This is a genomic window from Streptomyces sp. NPDC006925 (assembly GCF_042869575.1).
Classification (GTDB): Bacteria; Actinomycetota; Actinomycetes; order Streptomycetales; family Streptomycetaceae; genus Streptomyces.
The window spans coordinates 21921-42201 of the sequence record NZ_JBIAGB010000009.1; the positions used below are offsets into that span (position 1 = coordinate 21921).

General features: G+C 72.8%; 17 protein-coding genes and 1 riboswitch. Of the genes, 10 read left to right on the plus strand and 7 right to left on the minus strand.

The genetic code is table 11. The features are described 5' to 3' along the window. Nucleotides 1–155: 155 nt before the first annotated feature. Entirely contained in the window at nucleotides 156–731 is a 576-nt protein-coding gene (locus ACFYNS_RS14680; protein WP_276476027.1) for a TerD family protein, read from the minus strand. Nucleotides 732–1035: 304 nt separating this feature from the next. Between ACFYNS_RS14680 and arfB the strand changes: the two genes are divergently transcribed. Continuing rightward, nucleotides 1036–1476 (plus strand): alternative ribosome rescue aminoacyl-tRNA hydrolase ArfB, encoded by a 441-nt coding sequence (arfB, locus tag ACFYNS_RS14685; RefSeq protein WP_388603007.1) that lies wholly within the window; start codon nucleotides 1036–1038, stop codon nucleotides 1474–1476. Between the two features lie 276 nt (nucleotides 1477–1752). Here arfB and ACFYNS_RS14690 read toward each other — a convergent pair whose 3' ends face one another. Further along, on the minus strand, nucleotides 1753–2271 hold the full coding sequence (locus ACFYNS_RS14690) for a flavin reductase family protein (protein ID WP_360292653.1): 519 nt from the start codon (nucleotides 2269–2271) through the stop codon (nucleotides 1753–1755). A 396-nt stretch (nucleotides 2272–2667) separates the two neighbouring features. Here ACFYNS_RS14690 and cdgB point away from each other — a divergent pair, with 396 nt between their 5' ends. Continuing rightward, nucleotides 2668–4467, plus strand: coding sequence for a diguanylate cyclase CdgB (cdgB, locus tag ACFYNS_RS14695; protein WP_360292641.1), 1800 nt, complete (start codon nucleotides 2668–2670; stop codon nucleotides 4465–4467). A gap of 105 nt (nucleotides 4468–4572) precedes the next feature. Next, nucleotides 4573–5628, plus strand: a complete 1056-nt coding sequence (locus tag ACFYNS_RS14700) for a hypothetical protein (RefSeq protein ID WP_360292644.1) — start codon at nucleotides 4573–4575, stop codon at nucleotides 5626–5628. Nucleotides 5629–5833: 205 nt separating this feature from the next. On the opposite strand, the gene ACFYNS_RS14705 is transcribed toward ACFYNS_RS14700, so the two are convergent. The 3 genes from ACFYNS_RS14705 to ACFYNS_RS14715 all read right to left on the minus strand — a co-directional run bounded on the left by ACFYNS_RS14705 (nucleotide 5834) and on the right by ACFYNS_RS14715 (nucleotide 9158). Continuing rightward, a complete protein-coding gene (locus ACFYNS_RS14705; RefSeq protein WP_388603010.1) occupies nucleotides 5834–6823 on the minus strand; it encodes a 1-phosphofructokinase family hexose kinase in 990 nt (329 codons plus the stop codon). A 197-nt stretch (nucleotides 6824–7020) separates the two neighbouring features. Then, nucleotides 7021–8202: an N-acetylglucosamine-6-phosphate deacetylase gene (gene nagA / locus ACFYNS_RS14710; RefSeq protein WP_388603012.1), complete on the minus strand. Its 1182-nt coding sequence runs from the start codon at nucleotides 8200–8202 to the stop codon at nucleotides 7021–7023. Continuing rightward, nucleotides 8199–9158, minus strand: coding sequence for an ROK family protein (locus tag ACFYNS_RS14715; RefSeq protein ID WP_388603263.1), 960 nt, complete (start codon nucleotides 9156–9158; stop codon nucleotides 8199–8201). Before ACFYNS_RS14715 ends, nagA begins: the two co-directional genes overlap by 4 nt. 371 nt (nucleotides 9159–9529) lie before the next feature. Between ACFYNS_RS14715 and ACFYNS_RS14720 the strand changes: the two genes are divergently transcribed. The 3 genes from ACFYNS_RS14720 to otsB all read left to right on the plus strand — a co-directional run bounded on the left by ACFYNS_RS14720 (nucleotide 9530) and on the right by otsB (nucleotide 12247). After that, entirely contained in the window at nucleotides 9530–10825 is a 1296-nt protein-coding gene (locus tag ACFYNS_RS14720; protein WP_388603015.1) for an extracellular solute-binding protein, read from the plus strand. Between the two features lie 118 nt (nucleotides 10826–10943). Next, entirely contained in the window at nucleotides 10944–11309 is a 366-nt protein-coding gene (locus ACFYNS_RS14725) for a DUF3263 domain-containing protein (RefSeq protein WP_388603018.1), read from the plus strand. Nucleotides 11310–11368: 59 nt separating this feature from the next. Then, nucleotides 11369–12247 (plus strand): trehalose-phosphatase, encoded by an 879-nt coding sequence (otsB, locus tag ACFYNS_RS14730; RefSeq protein ID WP_388603021.1) that lies wholly within the window; start codon nucleotides 11369–11371, stop codon nucleotides 12245–12247. 76 nt (nucleotides 12248–12323) lie between these two features. On the opposite strand, the gene ACFYNS_RS14735 is transcribed toward otsB, so the two are convergent. Beyond that, nucleotides 12324–13946, minus strand: a complete 1623-nt coding sequence (locus ACFYNS_RS14735; RefSeq protein ID WP_388603023.1) for a trehalose-6-phosphate synthase — start codon at nucleotides 13944–13946, stop codon at nucleotides 12324–12326. An 81-nt stretch (nucleotides 13947–14027) separates the two neighbouring features. Continuing rightward, nucleotides 14028–15029 carry a glucosyl-3-phosphoglycerate synthase gene (locus ACFYNS_RS14740; RefSeq protein WP_360301110.1) on the minus strand — a complete coding sequence of 334 codons (1002 nt, stop codon included), beginning with the start codon at nucleotides 15027–15029 and terminating at the stop codon, nucleotides 14028–14030. 318 nt (nucleotides 15030–15347) lie between these two features. Continuing rightward, nucleotides 15348–15497: riboswitch (SAM riboswitch) on the plus strand. A gap of 17 nt (nucleotides 15498–15514) precedes the next feature. Here ACFYNS_RS14740 and thrC point away from each other — a divergent pair. The 4 genes from thrC (at nucleotide 15515) to groL (ending at nucleotide 20157) form a co-directional block, all read left to right on the plus strand. Beyond that, on the plus strand, nucleotides 15515–16828 hold the full coding sequence (gene thrC, locus ACFYNS_RS14745; protein ID WP_360301113.1) for a threonine synthase: 1314 nt from the start codon (nucleotides 15515–15517) through the stop codon (nucleotides 16826–16828). 186 nt (nucleotides 16829–17014) lie between these two features. Then, nucleotides 17015–17290 (plus strand): MoaD/ThiS family protein, encoded by a 276-nt coding sequence (locus tag ACFYNS_RS14750; protein ID WP_019355144.1) that lies wholly within the window; start codon nucleotides 17015–17017, stop codon nucleotides 17288–17290. Nucleotides 17291–17816: 526 nt separating this feature from the next. Beyond that, nucleotides 17817–18020 carry a cold-shock protein gene (locus tag ACFYNS_RS14755; RefSeq protein WP_016472377.1) on the plus strand — a complete coding sequence of 68 codons (204 nt, stop codon included), beginning with the start codon at nucleotides 17817–17819 and terminating at the stop codon, nucleotides 18018–18020. A gap of 508 nt (nucleotides 18021–18528) precedes the next feature. Then, nucleotides 18529–20157 carry a chaperonin GroEL gene (gene groL, locus ACFYNS_RS14760; RefSeq protein ID WP_019355143.1) on the plus strand — a complete coding sequence of 543 codons (1629 nt, stop codon included), beginning with the start codon at nucleotides 18529–18531 and terminating at the stop codon, nucleotides 20155–20157. The last annotated feature ends 124 nt before the right edge of the window (nucleotides 20158–20281 follow it).

Here is a 20281-nt window from a genome sequence, read left to right on the forward strand (position 1 = left end):
CCCCCCCCGCGCGGGGCCGCCCCCCCCCCCCCCCCCCCCCCCCCCCCCCCCCCCCCCCCCCCCGCCGGTGCCCGGGTGGTGCCGGTGTCCGGCCGGTGTCCGCCGGGTGGGCCCGGGGCCCGGAGGGCCCGAGGCCGGGCGGCGGTCCGCCGGTCTCAGACGTTGACGCCGAAGTCCTGGGCGATGCCGACGAGGCCGGAGGCGTAGCCCTGGCCGACGGCGCGGAACTTCCACTCCGCGCCGTTGCGGTACAGCTCGCCGAAGACCATGGCGGTCTCGGTGGCGGCGTCCTCGCTCAGGTCGTAGCGGGCGATCTCGGTGCCGCCGGCCTGGTTGACGATACGGATGAAGGCGTTCCGCACCTGGCCGAAGTTCTGGCTGCGGCTCTCCGCGTCGTAGATCGAGACCGGGAAGACGATCTTGTCGATCTCGGCGGGCAGCGCGGCCAGGTTGACGTTGATCTGCTCGTCGTCGCCCTCGCCCTCACCGGTGACGTTGTCCCCGGTGTGGACGATCGACTGGTCCGGCGTCGCCTTGTTGTTGAAGAAGATGAAGTGCTGGTCGGAATAGACCTTGCCCTCGGCGGTCACCGCGATGGCGCTCGCGTCGAGGTCGAAGTCCGTACCGGTGGTGGTGCGCACGTCCCAGCCGAGGCCGACCGTGACGGCGCTCAGGCCCGGTGCCTCCTTGGTGAGCGAGACGTTGCCGCCCTTGGACAGGCTTACAGCCATGGGGTGCCCTTCTGTCGTGTCTGGCTCTGGTGGTGACTCCGAGGGAATCACCGGCGCCGGAACGGAACCTCACCGGGGTCCGCGGCCGTACGCCTCACACTCTGCACAACGCAGCCGGAGGACGGACGGGTTCCAGCTTTCCGGGTCCACTTTGCGTTCTTTACCTTCGCGGTTCCGCCCGCGCGATCCGGGCAGTGGCCCGGCGGTGTCCGAGCCGAGCGGACGGCGCGCGGAGCAGGGCCAGGCGCGGCGCCGGCGCGGGTGTCCGGAAAAGCGGATGACGGCCGCGCCCGGAGGCCGGACCATGGAGACCATGTCCGGTCCCCACTTCATCCGCGGCGACGTCGCCCTGCCCGAGGCCGAGCTGACGTGGCGCTTCACCCGCTCGTCGGGGCCGGGCGGCCAGCATGTGAACACCAGCGACAGCCAGGCGGAGCTGCGCTTCGACCTGGCGCACACCCAGGCGCTGCCCGAGGTATGGAAGCGCCGTGCGCTGGAGCGGCTGGCGAACCGGCTGGTGGACGGTGCGGTGCTGGTCGTGCGGGCGAGCGAGCACCGTTCGCAGTGGCGCAACCGGGAGACGGCGGCCGTGCGGATGGCGGCGCTGCTCGCGGAGGCCACGGCGCCCCCTCCGCCGCCGCGGCGCAAGAAGAAGACGCCCCGCGGGATCAATGAGCGCAGGCTGCGTCAGAAGAAGCAGCGCAGTGACCTGAAGCGGGGCCGGACGGGACGCGGCTGGGACTGACAGGACCTCCGCCGGGGACGCGGCGCGGAAATCACTGCGTGATAATCCGGCGGCGGCATCAGGCCGCCGCCGGGGAACGCCGGCGCGCGAGTCCGGGCGGCGGCCCGGGATGCCGTGAGCCGGGACGGGCCCCGCGGCCGCGTACTGGTCGCCGAGGGCCGATCCCGGCGCGCACCCAGAGTCCGCTCCAGGGCCCGTCCCCCGGACGCCGCCCGAGGGCCCGTCCTCCGGACCTCGCGACCGTCCGGTCCCGTCCCCGGGCCCCGCGACCGCGGATCAGCGCAGGGACCGGTACCGCCCGCTGTGGTAGAGCAGCGGCCCGCTCTCCCCGTGGGTGAGCCGCGTGGCCAGGACGCGCCCGATGACCAGGGTGTGGTCGCCCGCGGCGACCCGCTGCTCGGTGCGGCACTCGACGGCCGCCAGCGCGCCGTCTACCAGGGGTGCGTCGCTGACGGAGCCGCGGGTGTGGGGGAGCTCCTGGAAGAGGAGCCGGTCGCTGAGCCGCGCCTTCATTGCGAAGCGACCGGCGGTCTGGTGCTGGGCCTCGGTGAGCAGGGAGACGGCCCAGTGGTTCTGGCGGGAGAGCAGTTCGTCCATCCGGGAGTCCTCGCGCACGCTGACCAGTACCAGGGGCGGGTCGAGGGAGACGGACAGGAACGCGGTGGCGGTCATGCCGACGTCCTCACCGCGCACGCCCTCCTCGGGGTCGTGTGCGGTGACGAGCACCACCCCGGCCGCGAGCCGGGCCATTGCCGCGCGGAACTCCTCGTCGCTCACCCCATCAGCATGGGGCATGGCGAGGCCCGGGGGCACGGGGGTCGTTTGCTGCTGCACTGCGTGGGACACGTCGGCTACGCTAACGGGCGCTCTCCCGACCCCGCATCGGACTCGGGGACCAGGCGGGTACGAGGCCCGGCCGAGGCCGTCCGGAGTATGCGGGGAATTTGCACGAGATGTACGCGGCGTATACCGCTGTCCTGCCGGGGTACACGTTGCGCAATCAACTAATCGCGGACTGTTGTGACTTGAGTCACAGAGGGCATTAATTGTTGACCCTGTGTACCGAGTGAACAGCTCGCTGTGATTCAGTGGCGGTGGCAGCCGAAAGACAGCCGAAGCACTGAGTCAGTGAGGCCCGGAAGCGACGCCACGAGCACCTGGAGTTGACGAGCAAGGCTCAGGGGGAGGGCTATGGAAACCGAGTCGGAGCCCTACGTCCGCCTCGCCAGCCTGCGGCAGCTCCACCACGTCGTGGCGCAGCTCAACACAGCGCGCAGCCTCGCCGACACCCTGCAGACGGTCGCCAACGGGGTGGTCGAGGGCCTCGGCTTCGAGATAGCCGCCGTCCACCTGGTGCGGGCCGAGGGTGAACTGGTCGTGGCCGCCGTCGCCGGGAGCGCCGCGGCCGAGGCGATGATGGCGGGCCGCTCGGGGTCGCGCGCCGCCTGGGAGCGGCGGCTGTCGTTGGGCCAGCAGTGGGGGGCGCTGCACTTCGTCCCGTACACCGAGGGCTGGGTCCTGGACGACGACGAGGTGCCGGAGTGGCACGCCCCGTCGCCGGTGCGGGACACCCCGGACGCCTGGCACCCCATGGACCGCCTCTTCGCGCCGCTGTACGCCTCCGACGGCGAGCTGCTGGGGGTGCTGTCCGTCGACCGCCCGCGCAACGGCCGACGCCCCGGCGCGTGGGGCTGCGAGGCGCTGCAGATGTACGCCTCCCAGGCCGCCATCGCCCTCAGCAACGCCCGGCTGCGGTCGAACATGCAGCGTGCGCTGGTGCGGCTGGAGCGCGAGCAGCAGGCGCTGCGGGCCAGTGAGGAAAGCTTCCGGCAGGCGTTCGAGTACGCGCCCAGCGGGATGGCGGTCGCCGAGATGGGCGGGGACCAGCACGGGCGGCTGCTGCGGATCAACGACGCGCTGTGCCGGCTGCTGGGCCGCCCGGCGGCCGCGATGCGCCGCTACTCCTTCTCCGACCTGGTCCACCCCGAGGACATCCGCACCCTGCTGCGCACCTCGGCCGAGGGCGGCCGGGCCGAGCTGCGGCTGGCGCGCCGGGACGGCAGCTACGTCTGGGTCTCGCTGCGCAACTCCGTGGTCGCCGACACCGCCGACGGGCCGCGCTACCTGCTCACCCACGTCGAGGACATCGAGGAGCGCAAGCGGCACGAGCTCCAGCTCGCCCATCGCGCCAGCCACGACCAGCTGACCGGGCTGCCGAACAGCGCCGAGCTGCGCGCCCGGCTGGGCAGCAGGCTGTGTGCGCGGCCGGACAGGCCGGCGGTCCAGTCCAGCGCCCTGCCCGGCGCGGGCCCCTCCGGGTACGCGGAGGGCGGGTCCGGCCAGCTGTACGGGCAGGGGGGTGGTTTCTGGGACCTGGAGGGTCTGGGAGGGATACCCGGCGCCGGGGCGGAACCCGGCACCGGCCCGCACTCCGCGGGCAGCCGGCAGGCCCCCGCTCCGTACGCGACCGCTGTGGCACCCGGCGGTCCGCCCGGCTCCCCGGGTGCCGGCGGATTCGGCGGGTCCGGCGCGGACGGGGGAGCGGATCCGCACCATGTGCACGCGGTGCCGCCGAAGGGCGACGGGCCCGGTGAGAAGGGGCTCGCCGTCCTCTTCTGCGATCTGGACGGTTTCAAGTCCATCAACGACCGCTACGGCCATCACTGCGGGGACGGCGTGCTCATCGCCGTGGCCCGCCGCCTGGAGGCGGGGGTCCGGGACGACGACACGGTCGCCCGGCTGGGCGGCGACGAGTTCGTGGTGCTGGCCGACGGGCTGGGCCCGGCCGAGGCGCAGGACCTGGCGGTGCGGCTGCGGAACGCGATCATCCCGCCGATCCAGATTGACGGCCGGGCGGTGCGGGTAGGCGCAAGCTTCGGCATCGGCTGGGCAGGCTGCGGAATGACGGCCGAAGAAGTCCTGCAATCCGCTGACCAGCGCATGTATGTGGAGAAGCGGTCCCGGTCCAAGGGACAGCGCCGGGCGGGCTAGGCAAGCCCGGGACAATCGGTCGGCGATCGGTCGGCAACAGGGCCAAGAGGTTCACCCAGGAGAGGTAGGCTCGCCCGGATACCTGACGCAGTAGGGAGTGAGGGGATGACCGCCGAGAACAACGGCACGGGTGCTGCGCCGGAGGGGGGCGACGACGACCCGTTCGCGTATCTGTACCGGCAGGAGGGCGGCGCCCAGCAGCCCGCGCCCGGACAGCAGCCCGGCGTTCCCCGTCGCTCCTACAACCAGGTCCGTGCCGTCGGCGAGCGGCAGTACGGCTACGGCTACCCGCAGCAGACGCAACAGCCGCAGCAGCAGGGCTCCGGTTACGGCTACCCGCAGCAGGGCTCTGGCTACGGCTACCCGCAGCAGCAGTCCGGCTACGGCTATCCCCAGCAGCCCGGATACGGCGCTTCGCAGCCGCCACCGCCCCCGCAGCACCAGCCCAGCCCGCACTATGCCGCGCCCGAGACGGTGCCCGGCGGACGGGCCGCGGCGCGGCAGCAGGGCGGCCCCGGCCGCGGCGGGCGCAACCGGACCGGCCTGCTGGTCGGGGCGATAGCGGTGGTGGCGGCCGTGGTGATCGGCATCGGCGCCGCCATCGTCTTCAACGACGACGGTGACGCCGACGAGCCGCAGGCCCGGGACACCGGCAGCTCGCAGCAGGACGAGCAGGACCAGGGCCAGGACGAGGGCGGCAAGGACGAGAAGGACCAGGAACCCGCGTCGAAGAAGCTGCCGAAGGAGGACGCGGCCAGCCTCCGGCTCGGCGGCGGCGCCACGGCGGCGACCGACGTGTCGGGTGCGAAGGGCCAGGGCGGCGCGTACGTCGGCGGGATGAACCAGCCCGGCTCCTCGGCGACCTGGGCGCTGAAGAACATCCCCGAGGGCGGCAAGTACACCCTGCACGTCCGCTACGGCGTGCCCGGCAAGGACGCGGACGCCACCCTCACCGTCAACGGCAAGCCGGAGAGCCGGCCGCTGCGGATGAAGAACTTCTCCGGCGCCGAGGAAGGCGACTGGGAGCACGGCTGGCAGAACACCTGGTCGAACATCCAGCTCCAGAAGGGCCAGAACTCGGTCAAGATCTCCTGCGAGGACGGCAACACGTGCGAGGTCAACCTGGACCAGGTCTGGCTGACCAAGGGCTGGAAGGGCTGACGCACCGGGTGCGGACCGCCGGCTGACGCACCGGACAAGGACCGGCGGCTGACGTTGCCGGGCCGGACCGGCAGCTGATGTTCCCGGGCCGGACCGGCGGCCGACCTACCGGGGCCGGAACGGCAAAGGGCGCCAGGCGCGTACCGCCCGGCGCCGCACGCGGGCCGGGCGGCCGGGCGTACGCGGGGAGCGAGCGGGCCGTCTGTCAGGCGGTCTCCGCGCCGCGGACCCGGACCGAGGGCAGCATCCGTGCATAGGTCCGCTCGTCGAACTCGCCCGCCACCGGGGCGCGCACCGTCGCCGCCGACAGGGCGACCGCCCGGGCCAGTCGCTCCGGCCAGGGCAGGTCCTCGGCCAGGCCGGAGAGCAGACCGGCGACCGCCGAGTCCCCGGCGCCGGTCGGGTTGCCCGCCAGCCGTTCCGGGACGGCGGCGCTCCAGGCGCCGTCCTGGGTGACCAGCAGCATCCCGTCGGCCCCCAGCGAGGCCGCCACCGCGCGGGCGCCGCGGCGCCGGGCGGCGCGCGCGGCGCGCAGCGGTTCGGCGGTGCCGGTGATCCCGGCGAGTTCGTCCGCGTTGGGTTTGACGAGGTCGGGGCGGGCGGCCAGGCCGCGGCGCAGCGGTTCCCCGCTGGTGTCGAGCAGGACCGGGACCCCGGCCGCACGCGCCTCGCGCACGAGTGTCGCGTAGGCGCCGACGGGGACGCCCGGCGGCAGGCTGCCGCACAGGGCCGTCGCCTCGACGCCCTGTTCCAGCAGGCCGCGGTAGGTGGCCAGGAAGCCCTCCCACTCCTCCGGCGAGATGTGCGGTCCGGGCTCGTTGAGCTGGGTGGTGTCGCCGGTGCTCTCGTCGACGACGCCGACGGTGCGCCGGGTGGGCCCGGCGACCTCGACCAGTGCGTCGGTGACAGCGGCGCTTCCCCCGCTTTCGCCGACTCCGCTGCCCCCGCCGATTCCGCCGCTTCCGTGGTCGTCGTCCGCGGCGAGCAGGGCCCGCAGCGTGCGGCCCGTCTCACCGCCGACGAAGCCGGTGACGGTTGTCCGGAACCCGAGCGCCCCGAGCACCCGGGCGACGTTCAGCCCCTTGCCGCCGGGGCGCTCGGTCACCTCCCGCACCCGGTGCGAGGCGTGCGGGACGAGGTGGGGCACTCGGTAGGTGAGGTCGAGCGCGGCATTGAGCGTGACGGTCAGGATCATCCGCGCGCACCATCCTCACCCGTCCAACGACGATTCATGACATACAACCCACGGCAGACGACACTTCCGCCGGGCGCGGCACGCGCGGGCCCTGCGCGGCCCGCGGCCTGCCGCGACCGCGCGAGCGATCATGCCTCACCCAGCTTATGAGCGGGAGATGTCCCCGGGAACCCGCGCGGGGCGACGCGCGGTTCGGCTCAGTGGGGCGGGCGGACGATCCAGGAGCCCTGGCGCATGACTCCGGTCAGGGTGAACTCCTCGTCCAGCACCACCAGATCGGCCAGCTTCCCGGGCTCCAGCGAGCCCACCCGGTCGGACACCCCCAGCAGCCGCGCCGGGTTGGCCGACAGGGCCTTGACGGTGTCGGCGACCGGCAGCCGGTCGACGGTGACCGCGCGCTTGAATGCTTGATCGAGCGTCAGGGTGGAACCGGCGATGGAGTCGCCCTCCACCAGTCGGGCCACGCCGTCACGCACCTCGACCTCCAGACCGCCGAGCGGGTAGCGGCCGTCGCCCATGCCCGCCGCGCCCATCGCGTCGGTGATGAAGGCGACCCGGTCAGGGCCCGCGGCCTCGAACGCCAGTCCCAGCACGGCGGGGTGCAGATGGGTGCCGTCGTTGATCAGTTCGACGGTGACGCGGTCGTCCTCCAGCAGCGCGGCGATCGGTCCCGGCTGCCGGTGGCCCAGCGGAGGCATGGCGTTGAACAGGTGGGTGGCGACGGTGGCGCCCGCGTCGACGGCCTGGCGGGTGCCCTCGTAGTCGCCGTCGGTGTGCCCGATCGCGGCGATCACGCCGCTGTCGGCGAGCAGCCGCACCGAGTCCAGACCGCCGGGGCGTTCGGGGGCGAGCGTCATCATCACGGTCCGGCCGCGTGCCGCGTCCAGGAGCTTGCGCACCTCGCCGGGTTCCGGGTCGCGCAGCAGGGACTCGTCGTGCGCCCCGCGTCGGTTGCAGGAGATGAAGGGGCCCTCGAAGTGGACGCCGGCCAGGTCGCCCTGTTCGGCGAGTTCGCTCAGCGAGGCCGCCTGCCGGGACAGGTCGTCCAGGTCCCCGGTGACCGTGGAGGCCGCCATGGTGGTGGTGCCGTGTGCGCGGTGGGTCCGGATGACGGTCAGCGACTCCTCGTGGCTGGCCGCCGAGAAGGAGGCGCCGCCGCCGCCGTGCACATGGAGGTCGACGAAGCCGGGCACGATCCAGTGCCCGCTCAGGTCGAGCGTCTCCGCGTCCGGTGCGGGCGTGCCCGGCGCGCCCGCACCGGCGGGCCCTCCGGGGCCGACGCCGGCGAGGGTGCGGCCCTCGACCACCACGCTGCCGTTCTCGCGTACCCCTTCGGGTACCACCACCCGGGCACCGGTCAGCACCGTTCGCTTGCTCATCGGCTCGCAACCTCCGCGGAGAGTAGGTCCCAGGCGAGGAGACCCGCGCCCAGGCAGCCCGCGGCGTCTCCGAGGGCCGCGGGCACAATGGTCGGGAGTGGCTGGAATGTGACCTTCTCGCGCACCGCCTCCCGGAGCGGAACGAAGAGGGTGTCGCCCGCCTCGGCGAGGCCGCCGCCGATGATCAGTGTGCGGGGGTCGAGCAGGGTGAGTCCCGTGACCAGGCCGGTGGCCAGCGCGTCGACGGCGTCGGCCCACACCCGCTGGGCGCGCGGGTCGCCCGCGGCCACGGCTGCGGCGGCGTCGGCGGCTGTCGCCTCCGGGTCGCCGCAGGCAGCCGCCCAGGCCGCGCCGACCGCGGACGCCGAGGCGAGGCGTTCCAGGCAGCCGCGCTGGCCGCAGCCGCAGGGCGGGCCGTCGGGCCGTACGACGATGTGGCCGATCTCGCCCGCGCTGCCGTGCGCCCCGGGTTCGACCCGGTCCCCGATGCCGATGGCGCCCGCGATGCCGGTGCCCAGCGGGAGGAAGAGGTAGCGGTCCACGCCGTCCCCGGCGCCGATGCGGCCCTCCGCGAGCCCGCCGGTGCGCACGTCGTGGCCGAGCGCGACCGGCAGCGGCGGCAGTCGGGTGTCCCGGCCCCGGCCGAGCCGTTCACCGAGCAGCGCGCGCATCGGCACGTCGCGCCAGCCGAGGTTCGCGGAGAAGACGGCGATGCCGTGCTCCTCGTCGATGGTGCCGGGGACGGCGACGCCCGCGGCGGACGGTTCGGTGCCGTACTGCCGTACGCCCTCGGCGCGCAGTTCGGCGGCGAAGTCGAGGATTCCCGCCACCACTGCTTCGGGGCCGCGGTCCCGGCCGGTGGCCCGACGCGCCTCGTGCAGCAGTTCGTTGCCGGTGCCGATGAGGGCGGCCTTCATCCCGGTGCCGCCGACGTCGAGAGCGACGACGTACTGCACGGGGGGCGCTTCCCCGGTCTGCGTCCGGGAGGCGTCGGCTGCCGCGGCGGACGTGCTGGGGGCCTTGTCACGGGTACTCACGCGGGACAGTGTCCCGCGTGAGGAGTGTAAAGGTCTAGTCCACTCCGGGGGCTTCTTCCTGTCGCCGGCCGTTCCGCGCGGCACGGCGAGCGGTTCGTCCGTATCCGGACTTCTTTCGTGATCCGAATGGAAGCCAACCTGATTCCGTACTGGTATCCGGTTTCGGTGGACGCTCGGGCCCTCATGGAGGGAGACTCCGGGCGGACGGGCCGGGGCTGGTGGTGCCAGGGGGGAGCAAAGGCACTCAAGGGGCTCGCAGTATGTTCTGAGGGTTCGCAGGGCTGAGGGGTATGAAGAAGATGGAACGGCGTCGATTCCTGGGTATGGCCGCGACCGGTGTGGCCGGGGCGGCCGGCATGACCGCACTGTCCGGCTGCGGCGGCGGCCCGGGATCGAGCGAGGTGACGCTGAAGCTCGTCGCCGCCGACTACGGGAACCCCGGCGCCGAGAACAGCTCCAAGATCTACTGGCAGAAGCTCGCCGACGCCTTCACCAAGAAGAACCCCGACATCACGGTCGACGTCACCGTGCACAGTTGGAACGACATCGGCAAGAAGCTCACCGACATGGTCGACAAGGGCGACCCGCCGGACATCGCCCAGGTCGACTCGTACGCCGACTGGGCCGACGAGGGAAAGCTCTACAAGGTCAGCGAGCTGCTCCCGATCCCCGCGCAGGCCGAGTTCCTCGTTTCGCTCGCCGAGGCCGGTGAGGTGCGCCGCGTCCAGTACGGACTGCCGTTCGTCGCCAGCACCCGGGTGCTCTTCTACAACAAGGACCTCTTCGAGAAGGCCGGACTCGACCCCGAGAAGCCGCCGGAGAGCTGGCAGGAGCTCAAGTCGGCGGCCCGCGCCCTGAAGTCCGCCGGGGTGCGGATCCCCTACGGCCTGCCGCTCGGCCCCGAGGAGGCGCAGGGCGAGTCCCTGATGTGGATGCTCGGCAACGGCGGCGCCTACGTCGACAGCGTGGGCAACTACACCATCAACTCCCCCGAGAACATCCAGACGTTCCAGTGGCTGCGCGACAACCTCGTCACGCCCGGCTACACCGAACCCAGCCCCCAGCGCACCGACCGGCAGAAGCTGTTCGACGCGTTCACCGAGGGCGACGTCGGCATCCTCAACGGGCACCCCACCCTGATGCAGCAGGCCGACAAGAAGGACATCTCCTACGGCACCGGCAAGCTGCCCGGCAGCAAGGGCCCCGCCGAGGGCACCCTGGGCGTCGCCGACTGGATGATGGCGTTCAAGAAGAACGGCCACCGCGAAGCGTGCGGCAAGTTCCTCGCCTTCGTCTTCGAGACGAAGAACCACTACTCCTTCGTGTCCCAGTACGGACTGCTGCCCGTCACCACCAGCGCCTCCGAGAAGATGCGCAAGGACAAGGAGCAGAAGAAGCTCTGGCCCTTCCTCGACCAGCTCGCCGGCGCCGAGTTCTACCCGGTGGGCAAGGTCTCCTGGGCGAGTACCAACGCGACCATCAAGAAATCCATCGGGCAGGCCGCCGTCAAGGGCGGCGACCCGAAGGCCGTGCTCACCGAACTCCAGCGCAAGGCGGAAGCCGAGGAGGAGGCGAAGCCCTCCTGACGCCGAGCGCGGCTGCGGGTGCCGAGGCGCCGCTCTCTCTGCGCCGGGCGGCCCCCGCTGACGCCGAGCGCCCCTCCCGCGCGGCCGCGGCGGCTGCCCCGGCACGTACGGTGGAAGCGTGAGCGGTACGGAGGACGTGCGGGACAGCGGCGGCGCGGACGGCGGGACGGACGCGTCCGGTACGCCGGACCGGCCTGCCGACGCTACCGCGGACGCGGCCGGGGACGGTCCCGACGGCGCGGCGCACCCGGCAGCGGGCGACCTCTCCGCGGAGGACCGCGCGGTGCTCGCCTTCGCGGCCCGCGGCTGGCCCTCCTCCGGCGAGAAGGAGCGCGCCGTCCGGGAGCAGTTGGGCATGTCGCCCGTGCGCTACTACCAGTACCTCAACGCGCTGCTCGACGACCCCCGCGCGGCCCGGCACGCTCCGGTGACGGTCAACCGCCTGCGGCGCCTCCGGCAGGCCGCCCGGGACCGCACCCACTAGAACCGCACATTCCGCCGGACCCTCGGGCCCGGCACCCGCCCGCTCGCTAGGGTGCGAACATGTCGCTTCCGCCGCCTTCCGCGCATCCGCCGCTGCCCGAATCCGAGACGGAGGCGGGGCGCGCCGGGCTCGCCGCCGTCCGCGCCGACCCCGCGCGCACCGTGCTCGCACTCGACTTCGACGGCACCCTCGCGCCCATCGTCGGCGATCCGCGGGAGGCCCGGGCGCACCCCGAGGCGGTCCCCGCGCTGGCGCGGCTCGCCCCGCGGCTGGCCGGTGTCGCCGTGATCACCGGCCGCCCGGCGGCGGAAGCCGTACGGTACGGCGGCCTCGACGGCGCCGCCGGGCTGGAGGGGCTCACCGTCCTGGGCGGCTACGGGGCCGAACGGTGGGACGCGGCGGACCCGGTCGTCCGCGCCCCCGAACCACCCGCCGGAGTGGCCGCGGTACGGGCCGAACTCCCCGGGCTGCTGCGGGAGTCCGAAGCACCGGAGGGCACCTGGACGGAGGACAAGGGCCGGGCGCTCGCCGTGCACACCCGGCGCGCCGCCTCGCCCGACGAGGCCCTCGACCGGCTGCGGGAGCCGCTGTACGCGCTGGCCGAACGGCACGGACTCGTGGTGGAGCCGGGCCGCATGGTGCTCGAACTCCGGCCGCCGGGCGCCGACAAGGGCGCAGCCCTCACCGGCTTCGTCCGCGAGCGGTCCGCCACCGCCGTCGTCTACGCCGGTGACGACCGCGGCGACCTGCCCGCCTACGCCGCCGTCGCGGCCCTGCGCGCCGAGGGCGTACCGGGACTGCTGCTCTACAGCGCTCCCGAGGCGGCGGCCGAGGCGGTTCCGGAACTCCGCGACGGTGCGGACGTCCGGGTTCCGGGCCCGGCCGGACTGGTGGCCTGGCTGCGGGCGTTGGCGGACGGGATCCAGCCGCCGCACTGACCCGCGGACACCGCCCGGCTGCCACCGCCCGGCGGCGGCCCCGGGCGGGCCCGGGGCGAGCGGGACCCGGGCGGGGTCAGCCGGGCAGCGCCTCCAACTGGTCGAGGAACCAGCGGGCCGGTGGCCGGGAGGTGGCCGTCGCGGCCAGTCGGCGGGTCCGCTCCGCGCGGTCGGCCGGGTCCGCCTCCAGCGCGGTGCGCAGGGCGGCCGCCGTCTCCCGCACGTCGAACGGGTTCACGGACAGCACGTCCGGCGCCAGTTCCTCGTGGGCGCCCGCCTCCCGGGAGAGCACCAGCGCGCAGCCGGCGTCCGAGACCACGGGGACCTCCTTGGCCACCAGGTTCATCCCGTCCCGTACCGGGTTCACCAGCGCGACGTCCGCCATCCGGTAGGCGGCCAGCGACCTCGCGAAGTCGTCCTTCACATGCAGCACGACCGGCGTCCAGCCGCCGGTGCCGAACTCCCGGTTGATCTCCTCGGCGACCCGGCCCACCTCGGCCGTGTAGTCCCGGTAGACGGCGAGGTCCTGCCGCGAGGGGTAGGCGAACGCGAGGTGGACGACGCGCTCGCGCCACTCGGGGTGGTCGGCCAGCAGCCGCCGGTAGGCGTACAGGCCCCGGACGATGTTCTTGGACAGCTCGGTGCGGTCCACCCGGACCAGGACCCGGCGCGGTGCCCCCTCGGGGTCCGTGCCCACCTGATCGCGCAACTGCGCCAGCCGGTCGGCGACGTCACTCCGGTGCGCCCGCTCGCGCAGGAAGTCGCCGTCCGCACCCAGCGGATGCACCCCGATCCGCGTCGTACGGCCCTCGTAGGTCACCGTCAGCGAGAAGTCCTCCGGTGCGGAGTCCTCCGCTGAGGCGTCCTGCGGTACGGAGCCGCGGCGCGAGGCGTCCGCCCCCGGGAAGCCGCCGCCCTCCACCGTGGCACCCAGCACCCGCGCACAGCACTCGGCGAACAGCCGGGCCCAGCGCGCGGTCAGGAACGCGGTGCGGTCGGCGCCGAGCATGCCGCGCAGCAGCTGCGCGGCGACGTCGTCCGGGAGCAGCCGGAAGTAGTCGGCGGGCGCCCACGGCGTGTGGGAGAAGTGGCCGATCCGCAGGTCGGGGCGGCGTGCGCGGAGCATCCCGGGGACCAGCGCGAGGTGGTAGTCCTGCACCAGGACGGCGGCACCGTCGTCGGCCTCCCGCGCCAGCGCGTCCGCGAAAGCGGCGTTGTACGCCTCGTAACCGGCCCACTGGCCGCTGAAGTCCTCGTCGAAGGCGGGCTCCAGCGGCGTGTGGTACAGCATGTGATGGGTGAACCACAGTACGGAGTTGGCGATGCCGTGGTAGGCCGCCTCGAAGGTGTCGGCCGGGATGTCCAGCATCCGCACCGGCTGCCCGCCGGTGTCCCCCGGGTCCAGCCGTCCCCGCGCCGACCTGGCCGCCTCGCGGTCGCCGTCGCCGAGCGCGGCGCACACCCACAGCGCGTCCGCCTCCGGGCCGATGGCCGAGAGTCCGGAGACCAGCCCGCCGCCGCCGCGCCTGGCGGAGAGCGTGCCGTCCTCCGCGCGCGTGTAGGACACCGGGCCGCGGTTGGACGCCACCAGCACCCGCGCCGAGCCTCCCCCGGCCTGCCGCGCCCCGGGCGCTTCCCCAGCTCCCTGGGATGCTGCTCCCCGCGGTGCTGCTCCGGGCGGTGTTCCTCCAGCGACCATGCCGCTGAGCCTAGCCACCGCCGAAACCGCTCAAACGTGCCCGTCGGCCCCCGAACACGGACAGGGGTACCTCCGGGCCGCTCATGCCGCCATCCGCTGCCCGTACTCGGGCACGGTGCACATGGGAGGGCGCTCCTCGACGTCCACCAGGTGGCCGCGGGGGACGAAGCACCCCGTCCCGTCCCGCTCGAACTGGGTCAGCGCCGTGCCGCCCGACAGCGCCTCGATCGCGCCGCGCGTGCCGTCCACCGTCGCCGGGCCCCGGGCGATGCGGCGCTCGGCCGCCGCGTGGATGGCGGTCGCCATCCGGCCGAGCGCCTGCCCGTCCTGGTTGCGGTGCAGCCGGACCCCCACGTCGACCTGGGCCAGCGCGTCCAGCCCCACCAGCTCCAGGGTGTCGACCAGCAGCGCCAGCTCCACCCCGTAGCCCACCGGGAACGGCAGCCGCTCCAGCAGCGAACGGCGTGCCGCGTACTCGCCGCCCAGCGGCTGGACGAGGCCGGCCAGCAGGGGCCAGTGCAGATTCAGCAGCGGACGCGCCACCAGTTCGGTCACCCGCCCGCCGCCCGCCGGGTTGTCCCGCAGCGGACGGTCGTACATCGCCTTGACCAGGTGCACGTCCGGTTCGGTCAGCAGCGGCCCGACGATGCCGGTGACGAAGTCCGGCGAGAACTCGCGCAGGTCGGCGTCGACGAAACAGACGATGTCGCCGCTGGTCGCCAGCAGGGAACGCCACAGCACCTCGCCCTTGCCGGGGCGGGGCGGCAGCCTGGGCAGCACCTCGTCCCGGTGGACCACCTCGGCCCCGGCGGCCGCGGCGACCTCGGCGGTCCGGTCGGTGGAGCCGGAGTTCATCACGATCAGCTCGTCCACCAGCGCGGTCCCGGTGCCGGGGTGCGGAGTGGCCAGCCCGCGGCGTATCACCGAGACGATGTCGCCGACGGTGGCCTCCTCGTCTAGCGCGGGCAGCACCACGCTGACGGTGGTGCCGGTGCGGCGCTTCGCCGCCAGCAGGTCCTCCAGCGGCCGGTCCGCGACGCGCCAGGAACGGCGCCGCAGCCAGCGGCCCACTTCGTCGAGCACGTGCGCGCCTTCCTGTAGTCGGTCCGGTCGGATCTGTGGTCGGTCCGATCGGATCTGTAGCCGGTCCGGTCGGATCTGTGGTCGGGTGGTCGGGCCGGTCGGTCGGGTCCGGGGGCGGGCCGAGGAGCGCCCGGCGGTACCGTTGCCGCCCCGGACCGGGGAGGACGAGCAGTGGAAGATCCATCTCGCGGTTCGGACGTCCCCCTCAAGCGTGACCGCCGTCGGTTACAGTCTTGAACAACGCAGGTGACCTCCGCATCTCGGGGTCGCCGCGACACAAACGCCCGGGCGGCTGTCGGCCGCCCGTAGCCATAGTGCAGCTCATCCAGAGGGGCAGAGGGAACGGCCCGTTGAAGCCCCGGCAACCATCCCGCGATCCGCGCGTACGCGGACTCAAAGGCGAGACCGCCTCGTGGGGACGGTGCCAATTCCGGCCCGTGACGAGATACGCCACGGGGAAGATGAGGAGAAAGGGCCTCGCCTCCATGGCTGTGCAGACAGTTGCAGCGAACAGCACCACCTCCACCGGCACCGCCGGCAGCACCCCCTACGACCTCGGTGCCGCAGTGGCCCTCTCCTGCCGTGAGTGCGGCACCCGCACCGAGCTGGGCCCCAGCTTCGTGTGCCTGGAGTGTTTCGGCCCGCTGGAAGTGGCCTACGAGCTCCCCTCCGGCGACCCGGAGGAGCTGCGGCGGCGCATCGCCGCCGGGCCCGCCTCGATGTGGCGCTACGCGCCGCTGCTGCCGGTGCCTGCCGACGTCGCCGAGAGGCCGAACCTGAACCCCGGTCTCACCCAGCTGGTGAAGGCCGACCGGCTCGCCGCCGAACTGGGCGTGACCGGCGGGCTCTACGTCAAGGACGACTCCGGCAATCCGACCCACTCCTTCAAGGACCGCCCGGTCGCCATCGCCCTGGAGGCAGCGCGCGCCTTCGGGTTCACCACCCTCTCCTGCTCCTCGACCGGCAACCTGGCCGGCGCGGTGGGTGCCGCCGCCGCCCGGGCCGGACTGCGCTCGTGCGTGTTCATCCCGGACGGGCTGGAGCAGTCCAAGGTGGTGATGGCCGCGATCTACGGGGGCGAACTCGTCGCGATCGACGGCACCTACGACGACGTGAACCGCTTCTGCTCCGAGCTGATCGGCGACCCGCTGGGCGAGGGGTGGGGCTTCACGAACGTCAACCTGCGGCCGTTCTACGCCGAGGGATCGAAGTCGCTGGCGTACGAGATCTGCGAGCAGCTCGGCTGGCGGCTGCCCGACCAGCTCGTCATCCCCGTCGCCTCCGGCTGCCAGCTCGTGAAGATCGACAAGGGGCTGCGGGAGCTGATCCGGCTCGGGCTCGTCGAGGACAAGCCGTACCGCATCTACGCCGCGCAGGCCGAGGGCTGCTCGCCGGTGTCCCGCGCGTACAAGGACGGCACCGGTGCCGTGCGCCCGGTCAAGCAGCCGGACACCATCGCCAAGTCCCTGGCCATCGGGGACCCGGCGGACGGGCCGTACGTGGTCGACATCTGCACGCGCACGGGCGGCGCCGTCGACGACGTGAACGACGCCGAGATCGTGGAGTCCATCGCGCTGCTCGCCCGGACCGAAGGGGTGTTCGCGGAGACGGCCGGGGGTGTCACGCTGGGCGTGACCCGCAAGCTGATCGAGTCCGGTGCCATCGACCCGACGCTCACGACGGTCGTCCTGAACACCGGCGACGGACTCAAGACCCTCGACGCCGTGGCCGCCACGGCGCGGCCCACCGCCGTGATCCGCCCCAACCTGGCCGCCTTCCGCGAGGCCGGTCTGGCCTGACCGGGGGTCTCCCGGGGCGCGCGCCGCCCCGGGAGCCACCGCGGCGCCTCGAGGGGCCGCGGGCTTCGCAGGCCCGCAGCGCCTCGAACGGCTGAAATCCGCCCCCCGGTGTTTGCCCGGTGTTCCGCATCGGGAGTGCCGGAGCGGGCCCCTGGGACGCGTCCCCTACACGTGAGGAAGATCGACATGAGCGTCAACGTCCGGATCCCCACCATCCTCCGCACCTACACGGGCGGTCAGGCCGAGGTCAGCGCCGAGGGCGGGACTCTCGCCGAGGTGCTGGCGGACCTGGAGAAGAACCACACGGGCATCTCCGCCCGCGTCCTGGACGACGCCGGGAAGCTGCGCCGCTTCGTCAACGTCTACGTCAACGACGACGACGTCCGCTTCGAACAGGGGCTGCAGACCCCCACCCCGGACGGCACCGGTGTCTCCATCATTCCGGCGGTCGCCGGCGGCTGACCGGTCGCACGCGCGGCGGGTCTGGCCGGTCCTCCGCCGCCGGACCAGCCCCGGCCCGCCGGGTCCCGGACCACCGCTCGCCAGCAGGGCTTACGCCGTGGGGTCGCCCCCTCCGAAGAGAATCGGAGGGGGCGATTCCGTGTTTCGGGAGGCGGTAGAGTGACGGAAGTTCCCCCACCCGGCACCCGCCGACCGCCGCGCAGACCGCGGCGGGCACGGCCGAGGACGGGACAGCGCCGCGACGACAACGGGACAAGTTACGGTCGAAAACCGGACGGCAATTGTCGCGAAGACTCCAAATGTCTGGCCCGACTTGCCCTGCTTCGGGACCAGTTGAGGCTTATTTCCGATCAGCCGTGCCCAGAATTCTCGTCCGATTGACCTGTTGCACAGGGCGTCCGTGCAGATACATTCAGCGGCGGTCGACGCGTTCCGGCGCACGCCCCCGCTTGCTCATGGGGGTGAGGTCTGACCCGGGTTCGCGAAGTGCGGGCTCGCGCAAGGGCCAGTAATAGGGGAGTTAGGAATGGCTCAGGGCACCGTCAAGTGGTTCAACGCGGAGAAGGGGTACGGCTTCATCGCGGTCGACGGTGGTGCGGACGTGTTCGTCCACTACAGCGCGATCCAGATGGACGGTTACCGCACTCTCGACGAAGGGCAGCGGGTCGAGTTCGAGATTTCGCAGGGTCAGAAGGGGCCGCAGGCGGACATGGTCCGCGTGACCGGCTGAGTGTCGCCGGACTGCGCAGAGCTGCAGACACAGCGGAGAAGGGGCCGCACCCTCGGGTGCGGCCCCTTCTCTGCTGTCTGCTGTCTGCTGCCCGTGGCCCGTCGCCCGTCGTCCGCCATCCGCTTGAGCTCGTGCCTCCCGGGCCCCGGGCCTGCTCTCGGGTTCCGCTTTCCGGCCGGGAGCGACTCCGCCGCCCCGGCCGGAGGCCCCCGCCGTCGCCTGTGCCCACCCTCCCCCGGCCTCCGGCCGGGAGGTGCCCCCACCGAGCCACCACTCCCACGGAGACGGCTTCGCCGTCGCTTGCACTCTCCATGCCCGAGTGCTAATCATTGGGTTAGCACTCTGCGAGTGAGAGTGACAAAGAAGGACCGGGTCGGTGAGGCCGCAGCCGGGTGGGGAAGGAACCACCGGGTCTCAGGCCGTCCGTCGCGGGCGCCACGCGGTCCGGAGAAATCCAACCCTCCCCTTGCGCTCGACGCATGGGGGAAGCCAGGGAGGACCAACCCACATGGCCAAGATCATCGCCTTTGACGAGGAGGCGCGGCGCGGTCTTGAGCGTGGCATGAACCAGCTTGCCGACGCCGTCAAGGTCACGCTCGGCCCCAAGGGCCGCAACGTCGTTCTGGAGAAGAAGTGGGGCGCCCCCACGATCACCAACGACGGTGTCTCCATCGCCAAGGAGATCGAGCTCGAGGACTCCTACGAGAAGATCGGCGCCGAGCTGGTCAAGGAGGTCGCCAAGAAGACGGACGACGTCGCCGGTGACGGCACGACGACCGCCACCGTGCTCGCCCAGGCGCTCGTCCGCGAGGGTCTGCGCAACGTCGCCGCGGGTGCCAACCCGATGGCCCTCAAGCGCGGTATCGAGCAGGCCACCGAGGCTGTCTCCGCCGCTCTGCTGGAGCAGGCGAAGGACGTGGAGACCAAGGAGCAGATCGCCTCCACCGCCTCCATCTCCGCGGCCGACACCCAGATCGGTGAGCTGATCGCCGAGGCCATGGACAAGGTCGGCAAGGAAGGCGTCATCACCGTCGAGGAGTCGCAGACCTTCGGGCTCGAGCTGGAGCTCACCGAGGGCATGCGCTTCGACAAGGGGTACATCTCCGCCTACTTCGCCACCGACATGGAGCGCATGGAGGCGGAGCTCGAGGACCCCTACATCCTCATCGTCAACTCCAAGATCAGCAACGTGAAGGACCTCCTTCCGCTGCTGGAGAAGGTCATGCAGTCGGGCAAGCCGCTGCTGATCATCGCGGAGGACGTCGAGGGCGAGGCCCTGTCCACGCTGGTCGTCAACAAGATCCGCGGCACCTTCAAGTCCGTCGCCGTCAAGGCTCCGGGCTTCGGCGACCGCCGCAAGGCGATGCTCAACGACATCGCCATCCTCACCGGCGGTCAGGTCATCTCCGAGGAGGTCGGCCTCAAGCTGGAGAACGCGGGCCTCGACCTGCTGGGCCGGGCGCGCAAGGTCCAGATCACCAAGGACGAGACCACCATCGTCGACGGTGCGGGCGACAGCGACCAGGTCGCCGGCCGGGTCAACCAGATCCGCGCCGAGATCGAGAACAGCGACTCGGACTACGACCGCGAGAAGCTCCAGGAGCGGCTGGCGAAGCTGGCCGGCGGCGTGGCCGTCATCAAGGCCGGTGCCGCCACCGAGGTCGAGCTCAAGGAGCGCAAGCACCGCATCGAGGACGCCGTCCGCAACGCGAAGGCGGCCGTCGAGGAGGGCATCGTCGCCGGCGGTGGCGTCGCCCTGCTGCAGGCTTCCTCGGTCTTCGAGAAGCTGGACCTGGCGGGCGACGAGGCCACCGGTGCCGCCGCCGTCAAGCTGGCTCTGGAAGCCCCGCTCAAGCAGATCGCGGTCAACGCCGGCCTCGAGGGCGGCGTCATCGTGGAGAAGGTGCGCAACCTGACCCCGGGCCACGGTCTGAACGCGGCGACCGGCGAGTACGTCGACATGATCGCCGAGGGCATCCTCGACCCGGCCAAGGTGACGCGCTCCGCGCTGCAGAACGCCGCCTCCATCGCGGCGCTCTTCCTCACCACCGAGGCCGTCATCGCCGACAAGCCGGAGAAGGCCGCCGCCGGCGCCGACGCGGCTGCCGCCGGTGGCATGGGCGGCATGGACTTCTGAGTCCGAGCCGCACGCAGGCAGTACCGCCCGCCGAGGGCGGCGGGAGGGGGGGGGCCCCCCCGCGGGGGGGCCCCCCCCCCCACTGCGCGGCCGCCCGGCCCGGCGGCGAGGCGAGCGGCCCCGG